Raw genomic sequence first — 13,020 nt, 5'->3', positions numbered from 1 at the left:
AGTATACCTGAGGATATGAGGAAAGTCAAAACTTTCTCCATGTCAACCAGTTTTCCGCCAGACGCCAGAGTCTTTCTCTTAATGTATAGGAATACGCTGTTTCCAGTGCCAGAAGATCTATTTCAGCCAGTTTTTCATCCTCCAGCCAAAGGGTAGCTTTCCCCAGTTTCTCGCCTTTTTCCACAGGAGCTTCCACCTCCTTCGGCAAATCTGCTTCCAATCGCAATTCTTCTATCTCCTCTTCCGAAAACAACGCCGTATAGCCTTCCGCCAGAACCGTTTCCACCAGTTCCGTCGGAGAATCAGCGATTTTCACTTCTCCAAAAATCTGTTCCGCTTTCACCGCTTCATATGTATGGAAAGTTTCAAATCCATAGTCCATCAAAACCTTTGTATCCGTCCATTTTTTCTCTTTCCCCGCCGTGCCCCAGCCACTACCGAGAACAGTGGAAACCAGCAGAACATCCTCCCGTTCCGCTGCGCCGACAAAACAATGCCCCGCCTTGTTGGTATAGCCTGTTTTCACCCCCAGCGCTCCCTGATATTCCTTCAAAAAGCGGTCAGCATTGGTCACGTTGCAGAGATGCTTTCCTTCCAGATCTGCTACATTGATTTCCCCTTGGGCAATGATTTCCCGAAATGTCTCATTTTCCAATGCATAAGCCGCAATGAGGGACATATCGTAGGCCGTAGAATGATGCTGTTCATCTGTCAAATGGCTATCCAGACCATTAGGCGAACCAAAGACCGTTTCCATTGCGCCGATCTCCTTCGCCTTCTCTGTCATTCTCTCACAAAAACTTTCTACATCCCCCGAAACATGCTCCGCCAAAGCCACCGCCGCATCATTATAGGAACGGAGCATCATGGCCGAAAGCAAATCGCCCACCTTCCATTGTTCGCCCTCCTTCAAATCCATATGTACCTCCGGCTGATGGGCGGCATTTTTGCTGATGGTAACGATATCCTCCAAATCTGTATTTTCCAAAACTAATATCGCCGTCATGATTTTTGTTGTGCTCGCCATAGCAAAGGGTTCTTCCCCATTTTTCTCCCATAAAAGACGTCCTGTTTTCCCATCGATCAGCGCCGCCCCCTGAGCGGCCACGTTTGGTTCACTGGCAAAAACCGGCGTTGCAGACAATAAAAAAAGCAGGAGTAACAAGGTCATCCGCTTCATAGGCATTCCTCCTCCTGCTATTTTTATTCAATTTATGTAGTCAGTATGTCGCCGTTTTCTTCGTCTGTTTCTTCTTCCAGAGGGGGCAGTTCGCCAATACTCTTGAAGCCGAAATAACGCAGAAATTCATTACTTGTCCCAAACAGAATGGGTCTGCCGGGGGTATCCCCTCTGCCCACTTCGCAGATGAGACGCTTTTCCACCAGCTTCGCCACAGCATGGTCGGAGCTGACACCGCGAATTTCTTCGATCTGGGCGCGGGTGATGGGCTGTTTATAGGCCACGATCGCCAGTGTTTCCAGCAAAGACTGGGTCAGCCCCTGTCTCTGGGGGCTTTTATACATATTTCGGATATATTCAAAACATTCCGCCGCCGTACACATCTGATAGGAACCTTCGATCTCCACAATACGCAGGCCCCGTTTTTCCTTTTCATATTTATCTGCCAGGGCAAGGACAACTGCCTTGGCTGTTGCTTTATCCAGCTCGATGGTCTGGGCAATGGATGCCAAGGGTACTGCATCTCCTGCGATAAAAAGCAGGGATTCCACTACTGCTTCCAGTTCTGATAATCTCATTCGGTTTCCCCTTCCCTATATTTCATAATCAGGATTTCCCCGAAGTTTTTCTCCTGAGTGATCTGCACTTCCTTTTGCTTGATGAGTTCCAGCAAGGCAAGGAATGTCACGACTTTTTCCATTTTGCCAGCGTTTTCACGGAAAATCGTATGGAAGGCCGTTGCGCCATGGGGGCGTAAAATCAACAGATCGCGGATATATTCCATCTTTTCCCCCACAGTAAACAGGTCTTTTGGCACAGAACGGAAGGAACTGCGGACTTTATCCACTTTTGTTTCCTTTCTCGCCATCACCTGCTGAAATGCCAGATACAGGTCATCCATGGTGATGCCCTGCAGAAGATCCTCCAATTCCTGGGGAGACTGTTCTTTCAATTTCTGCACAGAAGCATCGGCTTCCTTATAGAAAACCAGGGCAGCTTCTTCTTCCCTTTCCTTGAGGGTCTCCGTGGCATCTTTGATCTTCTTATATTCCAACAGTCTCTGTACCAGTTCCTCTCGAGGGTCAGGGCCTTCCTCTTCTTCTGTTTTCGGCTTGGGCAGAAGCATTTTGCTCTTGATCTCCAAAAGTGTCGCCGCCATCAGCAGAAATTCACTCATGCCGTCCATATCCCTGTCCTCCGCCGCATCCAGATAGGCCATATACTGTTCCGTCAGGGAAGCAATAGGGATATCGTATATATCAATTTCATTTTTTTCGATCAGGTGATACAGCAGATCCAAAGGGCCTTCAAAGGCATCCAGTCTGATATTAATTCCTTCCATGCGTCTTACCCTTTCTTATGCCATACCAAAAAGCATGCCAAACAGATGCAAAACACCATAAATGATGCCATCCATAAAGCCTGTGATCAAACCGAAGAACAGCAGGAACAGGAAGATCATCTGAATCAACTTTTCATTCTGCATGTATCTGAAATACTGATTGGCAGGCATCAGCACCGCCAGCACCTTCACGCAGTCCATGGGCGCTACAGGCAGGAGATTATACACCGCCAGACCCACGTTGTAATATGCCATGTAATTGAACAATACCGAAAGATGGTGACTGCCTCCTGTCCTCATATAGACAGACAGGAAAAGAATACCCAGGATCAGATTTACTACCGAAGGCAAAATCGCCACCAGAAGAGTATCTCTTTTTCTGTTTTTATAATACAATGCACTTGTTTCCACAGGCTTGCCCCAGCCAAAACCGCCGCTGTAAAACATCATCAGAAAACCAATAGGCTCGAAATGCTTCACGGGATTCAGTGTTACTCTCCCCTTGCTTTTGGGATAGTTATCCCCAAAAATCGTGGAAAGCAGTGCTCTCGTAAATTCATGTACCGTTGTTGCCACGATAATACCGGGAATGCCCAACAGCATGACCAGTAATGTATCCATCTGTTCCATATGCTCAAATCCTTTCCAAGGTGAATTGCAAAAATACCATAATATATTATTGTACCCGAAGGACTTGGATTAGTCAAATCCCGATAAAAAAGCCTGTATCGAATTATCGACACAGGCTCTCATTTTTAATAGCGCAATGGAATATCCGAAAGGAGCACAGGGATATCGATGCCCTGTGTTCTCAGGAAATACTTCATGCCGCGCACTGTGATGTCACTATTGTTCTTCGCGCCGACCATAACACTTTCCAAAGGCACATTCTCTTTTCCCCCTTCGAATTCCACCATGATATAGGGCAGAAACATCTGATCCAGCAGACGGAATTTCGGTTTATTTGTCTCCAATTTGTTGATCAGAGGCGGGAAAACAAAGCGGTATTCTTCTTCCCCTTCGAAAAAGCTTTTCTTAAAAAACATGGCATAGACAGAACAAACCACAGCCATTTCATCTGCCAATTTATCCAAAGATGCCTCGGATGGATCTGCTTCTTCCTCAAAAAAGCCTTCCAGGTCTTTTGCCCCTTCATCAACCAGATTTCGAATACAGGAAAGCAAGCTTTCCAGCAGACCATTCGTCTGTTCTTCCTCGTCATAAATGACCGTACCGTGAAGGAACACCCGATTCTGGAAGCCCTTCACCAGCGTTTCATAATCGAATTCCAGACAGTAGCCCTTAAAATCCGTAAATTCTGCCCATAGCAGGGCATTGTTCTGCTGTTTGGAAAAGGCGACCACATAAAAACTCATTTCATCCGTGTCACAATTTCCATCAACAGAGCAAGAGGGGGTAATAATACCAAGGGAATCTATTTCTGCCTTTAATTTTGAAAAGAAACGTTCCCGCAGGCTTTCGTTCACGATATATTTTTCTGTCAACCGCTCCATGACCTCCAAGGCATACTGGAACTCCAGCTTATCATTGAGAAAATCGCTTTTTGTCGCCATAAATTCCCGATTTTCCACAATGCCACGGATGCCTTCCGCCGTAGTATAATGATAGAGTTTATCGCCTTTTTTGCAAAGAGGCACGTGGATCCATGCATCCATATAACGGGTATCCTGCATAGGGTTCCCTCCTCGTTATTCTCTGATCTGACCGTCACCGTAAATGATGTACTTTGTTGTTGTCAATTCTTTCAGCCCCATAGGACCACGGGCATGCAGTTTCTGCGTACTGATGCCGATTTCCGCACCAAAGCCGAACTGACCGCCGTCTGTGAAACGGGTAGACGCATTGACATACACCGCCGCCGCATCCACTTCATTCAGGAAACGCTGGGCATTGGTATAGTTTTCTGTTACGATGGCTTCGGAATGGCCTGTGGAATATTTTCTGATATGATCGATGGCTTCATCAATATCTTTTACCACTCTGGTGGAAATGATGTAATCGGCATATTCTGTGCCCCAGTCTTCTTCTGTAGCCGCAACGGAACCGTCTACCAGTTTCTGCGTCTGTTCGTCCCCTCTGATTTCCACTTTCTTTTCCTGCAGAGCCTTGCCAATTTCAGGCAGGAAAGCTTCTGCGATCTTTTCATGTACCAGAAGACTTTCGCAGGCATTGCAAACACCGGGGCGCTGTGTTTTTGCATTGATGACGATCTTCGCCGCTTTTTCAAAATCTGCGCTTTCATCCACATAAACATGGCAGTTGCCCACACCAGTCTGGATGACAGGAACAGTGCTGTTCTGCACCACGCTGTTGATGAGACCTGCGCCGCCTCTGGGAATGAGAACGTCTAAGTAGCCATTCAAACGCATCATTTCGTTTGCTGTTTCTCTGGAAGTATCGGGCACCATCTGCACACAATCCTCAGGCAGACCTTCCGCCGCCAGGGCAGAGCGCAGTGCCTTGATAGTTGCCTGATTTGTTTTGAAGGCTTCCTTGCCGCCGCGCAGGATGACTGCGCTGCCTGCTTTCAGGCACAGACCAAACGCATCGGCTGTTACATTGGGGCGGGCTTCAAAAATAATACCGATGACACCCATAGGTACTCTTTTCTGACCTACCACCAGACCGTTGTCCAGTGTTTTCATAGAGAGCACTTCTCCCACAGGGTCATCCAGTTTTGCCACCTGACGCAGCCCATCAGCCATATCCGCCACACGGGCTTCTGTCAGAGTTAGTCTGTCGATAAAAGCACCCTTGATGCCGCTTGCTACAGCCGCATCCACGTCTTCTTTATTTGCCGCCAGAATTTCTGCCTGAGCCGCCAGCAGGGCATCGGCAGAAGCCAGCAAGGCTTTATTTTTCTTAGGCGTAGACAGGGTCGCCAGAACTACTGCCGCATCCTTCGCCTTTTTGCCCATTTCAACCAGATTACTCATCTTTCATTCCTCCCATCCAACCATTTTCCGTTACGATTCCGTCCAATGGGATATCGAATCCCTGCATTGGAAGGAATCCTTCGCACATTTGCATTTTAAATGCCAGTCCGATTTTCCCGTATCCTTTGTATTTCTCAAAATAAGTATCATAATAACCGCCGCCATAGCCAATGCGGTTTTTCTTTCTGTCAAACAATGCCCCCGGCACAAGGAACAGATCGCCCTTCTCAGGAATCAATGCATCCTCTTTTTCGCCCAAAGGCTCCATCACGCCGAAGCGCCCTTCTTTCAAATCTTCCAGAGATTCAATTGAAAGGAAATACATCTCTCTACCTTTTTCTGTTTTCGGCACAGCAACGATTTTTCCATCCTTCCATGCCTGAGCCATGATTTCTCTTGTTTCCACTTCAGAACCCATGCTCACAAAAGTAAAAACTCTTTTTGCATTTTCATATGCTTCGCTCTGCAGGATGTGCGCCGTGATTCGTCTGCTTTTTTCTTCTCTTTCTTCCAAGGACATGGCATCTCGTTTTGCTAGGGCTTCTTTTCTCAATTCTTTTTTCACGAAATCAGCCCTCCTACAATAAAAATGACGCCGAAAGCCAACACCAGGGAAAGCATCCGCAAATTTTTCCAAAAAAGACTTTTCAAAACTAGCCAAAGCACGCCAGCCCAAAGGCAGACTTCCCCTGCGATGGAAAGCACTGCACCGATGGCCTGAAAAGGCAATCCCGCCCAAATACTCAGCCCAAAGGCTACGCTGAAAGCAGGCAGGAAAATGGATTCTTTTGTGCTTTCATAAATCGGCTTCTCATTTTCTCCAACAGGGTCGAAATTCCCTGCCAGAAGAAGCAATCCCGGAACTACCGCCCCAATGAGGCTGCCCGTCAGGATACGCAGAAACTGATTGCTTTCCCACAGCCCAGCGTAGCTGCAGAAGCCATCCGCCGCCATGGGGACGATGCACAAAAGCATCAACATGCTCTGCTTTGTGGTAAAGGGTTTATTTCCATCCAACCGCTTTTTCCAAAGGAAGAAGCACAGAGCAAAAAACACACCCATATAAATGCCCGTGCAGCGGGCGCAAAGGGGCATCGTTCCCGCGCCCCATATAAAACTGCGCTCCGCCATCTGATGACAGACAGCAGAGCCCATTCTTTCCAAAAAATCCATATCAATAATACAGCAGGTTAGAGAACAAACCCATGCCTGTACCAACCGCACAGCACAGGAAATTCAGCACCAGCATCACGATGCTGACTGTCATCATCAGCTTACCGAATCTGCGGTAATCCTCAGAGGGGCTTTTGCTCAGAGCAACGCCGGCAACACAACCTGCGATAGCCCCAAAACCGCCCACCATCACGATCAGCACGATGACCAGCACCTTCAGCAGAGGATGGATGGTCGCATCGGCGGAAACCTTTTCTTTTCTCTTATATTCCGCATCGCCTGTTTCTTCGTTATTTTCAAAATGATGGGTCTTGCCATCATTATCTTCCACTGTAAATGTATCCACAGTTTCCGCCTTGATTTCTTCCGCTTGTCCGTCGGTCACAGGTTCGCCGGGGGCAATATTATTTTTTACGTTGCAAACAGGGCAGCCCAGACTTTCATCCATGATCTGTCTGCCGCAATTGGGGCAATAACTCATTTCTTTTCACTCCTAATCTTATTTTCATTTACAGGCTTACCCAAACAAGGTGCCCACATCTTCACCATCAATGATACGATGAACCACCTTCGGGTCTTCCCCCAAGGCGATGGCCATCTGCAAACCGGCATTCAAACAAATTTCTGCTGCCTGCAGCTTCGTCTTCATGCCGCCAACACTGAATTCTGAGCCTTTCTTTTCTCCCGCCATGGCCTTCACTTCATCTGTTACGACTGCCACGTGGGATACTCGCTTCGCATCGTCATTATGACGAGGATCTTTATCATAGAGAGCATCGATATCTGTCAGCAAGATCAGAAGATCTGCCTTGATAATTTCTGCTACCATGGCAGAAAGGCGGTCATTATCAGAAATTTCGATTTCATATGTGGAAATCGTATCGTTAGCATTGACAATAGGCAGCATGCCCATTTCCAATAGTGTTTCCAAAGTGTTCTTTGTATTTTCATATCTGCTGTCGCTGCTCAGTTCTTCCTTTGTCAGCAGGATCTGGGCAACGGTCTGATTATATCTGTCAAAAAAGTTATGGTAGATCTGCATCAGCATCGCCTGTCCAACGGCTGCGGCCGCCTGTTTTTCCTTGGTAATGGTAGGGCGTTCCTTCATATTCATACGCACCGCCCCAACGCCGATGGCACCACTGGTGACCAGAACGACTTCCTTGCCGCGGTTTCTGAGGTCTGTCAACACCCATGCCAGTTCCTCGATACGCTTCAGGTTCAGTCTGCCATTGGGATATGTAATGGTAGATGTGCCTACCTTTACTACGATTCTTTTACAGTCTTTCAACTCTTCTCTCACAAGTTTCAGCTCCGTTTCTTTTGTAAATTTCTCCTCATTTTATAGTATACACCATTTTTCTTCTATGAAAAAGGAATTTTACATTAAGAATATTAAAAGAATTCCCAAACAAAAAGAACGTCATTCCTTTTCAGAATAACGTTCTTTTTTATTTTTTATTCGCCGCAAAGCTCTTTCATCACTTTTTCTACAGTGGAAAGTTCCTTCAGTTCATGGGCATTTGCACCGCAGAACACCAGACCTTCCTTCCCCTGCACAGAATCGATCAGCGCCTGAGAAATGCAGTATTTTGTTTCCGCAGGCTTACAATGATTCATACACTGATAGCATTTCTGCACAGGAATACGACCCATTTCATCTACCCTCTGCAGGAAAGGATTATCGATGGCGCGAGCCGCCAGACCAACGGGGCTTTCAATGAGTCTGACCTCCTGAGGGGTGCTGTTCAGATACGCCTGTTTGAAGGGCAGAGCCGCATCACATTCCTCTGTAGCAACAAATTTTGTGCCTACCTGCACACCGGCTGCACCCAGTTTCACCAGTCTTTCCACATCTGCATGGGTACGCACGCCGCCGCCGGCAATAACAGGAATTTTCACGCCATTGGCTTCTTCCAGCTCTCTCACATACCCCAATACGTCTGTCAGGCAATCTTCCAGAGAGTCGAAGGTACCGCCCACCATATCGCTATATTTAAAACCCAGATGGCCGCCCGCCAGAGGACCTTCCACTACCACCGCATCAGGCAGTCTGTCCACGCGCTGCCAGTTTTTCACGATGAGTTTCAGCGCCCTTGCGGAAGAAACGATGGGCAGGATGGCAGATTTTGTGCCAGCCGCATATTTCGCCAGATTCACAGGCAGACCTGCACCGGAAACGATGAAATCCGCACCAGCCGCCATAGCTTCTTTTACATATTCTTCGTAATGATTGATGACCGTCATATAGTTGAAGCCAATGATACCATCAGGGGCAATTTCCTTTGCCTTTTCCAGTTCCTTGCCAATGGCTCTCATGTTTGCTTTGAAGGGGTTTTCCTTGAAATCAGGTTCTCTGTAGCCGGGATGTACACCGGAGATAGTACCAACACCACCATGCTTTGCCACATTCCCTGCCAGAGAAGAAAGGGAAACGCCAACGCCCATACCGCCCTGCACAATGGGGCGTCTTGCTGTCATACCACCAAAAGAAAGTGCTTCTAATTTCATTCCAAAAACCTCCTGCATGTCAAACCAACGGCAACTTTTACCATTTTATATAGTTTCCAAAACCACTTAGAAAATTATACTAAAAGCACATGCTTTCTGTCAACGAATCTTGTGCATGTTTGTATTTGTCAACAAAATTAAAAAAGGCGAACCTTTCGGTTCGCCCTTTTGTGATTCTTATTTCAGTTTGAAGGAGCTCTTCAGAGGAACGATACGGTTGAATACCAGATGTTCGTCTGTTGTGTCTTTTGTATCTACGATATAGTAGCCGTTTCTCATAAACTGGAATCTGTCGCCCTTCTTTGCATTTTTGATAGAAGGTTCGATGAAACATTCTTTCACTTCCAGAGAATTGGGGTTCATCAGCATTTCGCCATTGGGATCTTCAGGGTTGTCCAGCATCATGTAATCATACAGTCTTGCTGTTGCCTGTACATTTTCTTTTACGCTTACCCAGTGCAGAGTACCTTTTACTTTTCTGCCGTCAGGAGCGTTGCCGCCTCTTGTTTCGGGATCGTATGTGCAGTGAACCTCTGTCACAACGCCGTTTTCATCTTTCACGAAGTCTGTGCATGTTACGAAGTAAGCACCTTTCAGACGCACTTCCTTGCCGGGAGCTAGACGGAAGAATTTCTTTACAGGTTCTTCCATGAAGTCTTCCCTTTCGATATACACTTCTCTTGTGAAAGGAATTTCTCTTGTACCCAGTTCAGGATTTTCAGGGTTGTTTTCCACTTCGATCATTTCTGCCTGACCTTCAGGATAGTTTGTGATAACAATTTTCAGAGGATCCAGAACAGCCATAACGACTTTTGCTTTCGCCTTCAGGTCGTCACGGATGCAATAGTCCAAGAGGCCGCTGTCAACCATGCTGTTTGCTTTGGAAACACCGATTCTTTCGCAGAAATCACGAATGGATTCGGGTGTATAGCCGCGACGGCGCAGACCACTGATGGTCGGCATACGAGGGTCATCCCAGCCGTCAACCAGACCATTTTCTACCAGCGCACGCAGTTTTCTCTTACTCATAACTGTATTTGTCATGCCCAGACGTGCAAATTCGATCTGTCTGGGAGGATTTACTGTATAGCCAGCCTCTCTAACCACCCAGTCATACAGAGGACGGTGGTCTTCGAATTCCATGGTACAAATGGAGTGTGTGATACCTTCGATGGCATCTTCCAGGGGATGTGCAAAGTCATACATAGGGTAGATACACCATTTATCACCTGTTGTATGGTGTGTGGAATGGGAGATACGGTAGATAACGGGGTCTCTCATGTTGATATTAGGAGAAGCCATATCGATCTTCGCACGCAGTGTCTTGGAGCCGTCAGGGAATTCGCCTGCTTTCATTCTTTCGAACAGATCCAGGTTTTCTTCCACGCTTCTGTTGCGGTAAGGGCTTTCTTTACCGGGTGTGCTCAAAGTACCGCGGTATTCTCTCATTTCTTCTGCTGTCAGTTCATCAACGAAAGCCTTTCCTTCCTTGATGAGTTTGACTGCCACTTCATAGTATTTATCAAAATAGCTGGAAGCGTAGTACAGTCTGTCTTCCCAGTCGAAGCCCAGCCATTTAACGTCTTCCTGAATGGATTCTACATATTCCACATCTTCTTTTGTGGGGTTTGTATCGTCAAAACGCAGGTTACATTTACCGCCATAAAGTTTTGCCAGACCAAAGTTCAGGCAGATGGATTTTGCATGACCGATGTGCAGGTAGCCATTGGGTTCGGGCGGGAATCTTGTGTTGATTTTATTCAGTTCGCCCTTCAGGTCTTCCTGGATGTAATTGTGGATAAAGTTACCAGTTGCACCCAGACCGCTGTTGTTTTCCATGATTTTTTCTTCAGCCATTGGTCGCCCTCCTGTATTTTCATTCATTTGAAATTTTTTACTAAAAATTAATGATATATAATTATACCCTAATATGAAATTGATGGCAAGAAACTGTAAAACTTTTTTTCATCGCAAATATATAGATTATCGATATATGCTTTATGATAAAAATTTCTAATTGGACATATATAGATATTCTATATATAATCAAACTATAAATAGATCGAACATCTATATATAAGAGGTGATACCATGACAATTGATAAGACATTACTGGCGGGAAGCACCGCAACACTTATTCTGAAATTACTGGACGGACAAGACATGTACGGTTATCAGATCATTGAAGAATTGGCACGCCGTTCCGACAATACCTTCCAATTAAAGGCAGGTACCCTCTACCCTCTCCTGCATGGTCTGGAGAAAAAGGGTCTGCTGGAATCCTACGAAGAAAATGCCGACTCTGCCCGCATCCGCAAATATTACCGCCTGACAAATAAAGGTAAAAAACATCTGAAAGAAAAGACTGACGAATGGAAGGAATATTCCTCCGCCGTTTCTAAAGTTCTGGAAGGGAGGCTCGCCTGTGAACTCTTCTGAACAATTCAAATATTATACAGAAAAAGTATGCGAACAGATCCGCTGGAAAAAGGCCCACGGCATGGTGGCTAAGGAAATTGAAAACCACCTGATCGACCAGAAAGCCGCCTATATGGATATGGGCGACAGCGAAAGTATAGCAGAAGAAAAGGCTCTTCTGCAGATGGGCGACCCTGTGGCTGTAGGGGCAGCGCTGGATAACACCCATAAGCCCGCACCACAGAAAGGGATGCTCCTTCTGCTGATGATACTGTTTTTCCTTGGTTTCGTCATTCAATATAAACTGACTACTGTGAACACCGTTCTGGAAGTAAAAAGCGGCTCTATCCCCTATCAATTTGCCATGTTTGGCGTTGCCTTGCTGGTTTTTATCGGGGCTTATTTTCTGGACTTTTCCCTTATCAGAAAACATCCTTATCTACTTTTTGTGTTACTTCTGGGCATGGACTTTTGGACGCAGATTTTCGGCACAAGCGTGTATGGGCAAAGATGGTTCATCCTTGGGCCATTCAGCGTCAGCTCCGCCTCCCTATCTCTGTTGTTTCCCCTCGCTTTCTGTGGGATGTTCTATCGTTTACGTGAAAAGGGGAAAAATGGATACTTCCGCAGCGGTGTCATCGCAGCCCTTTTTTGCTGCCTGCTGCTGACCTGCCATAGCGCAGGTGGTCTTGTTGTTTTCGTCTGCGCCGCTGGTATTTTGATGGTAGTTGCTGCATGGAAAAATTGGTTTGGCGAAAAAACAAAGCCTGTTCTGCTTTTCTTTATTCTGGCAGCTATTCTTTGTATCGCTATTTTGCTGACTACCATTCCATTCCGCTATCGCCTGTCACATCTTGGAGGTATCCTGCATCCAGAAACAGACCCTGCAGGCTCTGGATATCAGCCATCTATCCTTCGCGGTATGCTGGAAAACTCTGTATTTTTCGGACACGGAAATACTTTTTTAGACGGAGATATAACAAAATATTTAGACCACTTCGGATTCCGCACAGATTCTCTGCTGACATATCTGACCTATACATACGGCTGGGCTATTTCTATCTTTTTAGTGGCATTGCTGGCAGTATTTTTAGGGGTCGGATTCCGTAAATGCCTGAAACAGAAAAGTGTTTTGGGTCAGATGGTTTCTCTTTCTATTCTCTGCACTTTCGCAGCAGAAATTTTGCTTTATATCGCAGCAAATCTGGGCTATCCTCTGATCGCCCCCATTGCCCTACCCTTCCTTTCCTACGGCGGCACGGCTCTGGTCATTCATATGGCTCTGGCAGGCATCCTGCTTTCTACCTTCCGCACAGGGGAAGTCTATCAGGACAGCGCAAAGCCTGTTTTGAATGAATCCAAATTCATCCAATGGGATGACGGCAAGCTCATCATTTCCTTTAAATAAATGAAGTAATTGAAAAATCCTCCGAAAGATT

General features: G+C 46.3%; 14 protein-coding genes. 2 read left to right on the top strand and 12 right to left on the bottom strand.

From position 1 onward, the window contains the following. Positions 1 to 25 precede the first annotated feature (25 nt). The 12 genes from IJ369_RS05185 to IJ369_RS05130 form a co-directional block, all read right to left on the bottom strand. Entirely contained in the window at positions 26 to 1,180 is a 1,155-nt protein-coding gene (locus tag IJ369_RS05185; RefSeq protein ID WP_290716805.1) for a D-alanyl-D-alanine carboxypeptidase family protein, read from the bottom strand. Positions 1,181 to 1,212: 32 nt separating this feature from the next. Further along, on the bottom strand, positions 1,213 to 1,758 hold the full coding sequence (scpB, locus tag IJ369_RS05180) for an SMC-Scp complex subunit ScpB (RefSeq protein WP_290716802.1): 546 nt from the start codon (positions 1,756 to 1,758) through the stop codon (positions 1,213 to 1,215). After that, a complete protein-coding gene (locus IJ369_RS05175) occupies positions 1,755 to 2,522 on the bottom strand; it encodes a segregation and condensation protein A (RefSeq protein WP_290716799.1) in 768 nt (255 codons plus the stop codon). The genes scpB and IJ369_RS05175 overlap by 4 nt, the downstream gene beginning before the upstream one ends. A gap of 15 nt (positions 2,523 to 2,537) precedes the next feature. Then, complete coding sequence (locus tag IJ369_RS05170; protein WP_290716797.1) at positions 2,538 to 3,152, bottom strand: site-2 protease family protein; 615 nt, start codon at positions 3,150 to 3,152, stop codon at positions 2,538 to 2,540. A 125-nt stretch (positions 3,153 to 3,277) separates the two neighbouring features. Further along, positions 3,278 to 4,216, bottom strand: a complete 939-nt coding sequence (locus tag IJ369_RS05165) for a DUF2971 domain-containing protein (RefSeq protein WP_290716794.1) — start codon at positions 4,214 to 4,216, stop codon at positions 3,278 to 3,280. A gap of 15 nt (positions 4,217 to 4,231) precedes the next feature. Beyond that, entirely contained in the window at positions 4,232 to 5,479 is a 1,248-nt protein-coding gene (locus IJ369_RS05160; RefSeq protein ID WP_290716792.1) for a glutamate-5-semialdehyde dehydrogenase, read from the bottom strand. Then, a complete protein-coding gene (locus IJ369_RS05155) occupies positions 5,472 to 6,044 on the bottom strand; it encodes a 5-formyltetrahydrofolate cyclo-ligase (RefSeq protein ID WP_290716789.1) in 573 nt (190 codons plus the stop codon). The genes IJ369_RS05160 and IJ369_RS05155 overlap by 8 nt, the downstream gene beginning before the upstream one ends. Then, the gene (locus IJ369_RS05150; protein WP_290716787.1) at positions 6,041 to 6,652 is read right to left on the bottom strand and encodes a DUF2085 domain-containing protein; all 612 of its coding nucleotides are present in this window, start codon (positions 6,650 to 6,652) and stop codon (positions 6,041 to 6,043) included. The genes IJ369_RS05155 and IJ369_RS05150 overlap by 4 nt, the downstream gene beginning before the upstream one ends. A 1-nt stretch (position 6,653) precedes the next feature. Beyond that, on the bottom strand, positions 6,654 to 7,133 hold the full coding sequence (locus IJ369_RS05145; protein ID WP_290716785.1) for a hypothetical protein: 480 nt from the start codon (positions 7,131 to 7,133) through the stop codon (positions 6,654 to 6,656). Between the two features lie 36 nt (positions 7,134 to 7,169). Continuing rightward, positions 7,170 to 7,955: a glutamate 5-kinase gene (gene proB / locus IJ369_RS05140; protein WP_290716783.1), complete on the bottom strand. Its 786-nt coding sequence runs from the start codon at positions 7,953 to 7,955 to the stop codon at positions 7,170 to 7,172. A gap of 155 nt (positions 7,956 to 8,110) precedes the next feature. Continuing rightward, a complete protein-coding gene (locus tag IJ369_RS05135) occupies positions 8,111 to 9,163 on the bottom strand; it encodes an NAD(P)H-dependent flavin oxidoreductase (RefSeq protein ID WP_290716780.1) in 1,053 nt (350 codons plus the stop codon). A 177-nt stretch (positions 9,164 to 9,340) separates the two neighbouring features. Beyond that, positions 9,341 to 11,020: a glutamine--tRNA ligase/YqeY domain fusion protein gene (locus IJ369_RS05130; RefSeq protein WP_330612938.1), complete on the bottom strand. Its 1,680-nt coding sequence runs from the start codon at positions 11,018 to 11,020 to the stop codon at positions 9,341 to 9,343. A 234-nt stretch (positions 11,021 to 11,254) separates the two neighbouring features. Here IJ369_RS05130 and IJ369_RS05125 point away from each other — a divergent pair, with 234 nt between their 5' ends. Both IJ369_RS05125 and IJ369_RS05120 read left to right on the top strand, forming a co-directional pair. Next, on the top strand, positions 11,255 to 11,602 hold the full coding sequence (locus IJ369_RS05125; RefSeq protein WP_290716778.1) for a PadR family transcriptional regulator: 348 nt from the start codon (positions 11,255 to 11,257) through the stop codon (positions 11,600 to 11,602). Then, on the top strand, positions 11,589 to 12,989 hold the full coding sequence (locus tag IJ369_RS05120) for an FtsW/RodA/SpoVE family cell cycle protein (protein WP_290716776.1): 1,401 nt from the start codon (positions 11,589 to 11,591) through the stop codon (positions 12,987 to 12,989). Before IJ369_RS05125 ends, IJ369_RS05120 begins: the two co-directional genes overlap by 14 nt. Positions 12,990 to 13,020: the final 31 nt, after the last annotated feature.

The organism is Anaerotignum sp., from assembly GCF_017483025.1.
GTDB lineage: Bacteria > Bacillota > Clostridia > Lachnospirales > Anaerotignaceae > Anaerotignum_A.
The sequence above is the reverse complement of the archived record's forward strand: the minus strand, read 5'-3'. Positions and strand labels throughout refer to the sequence as shown.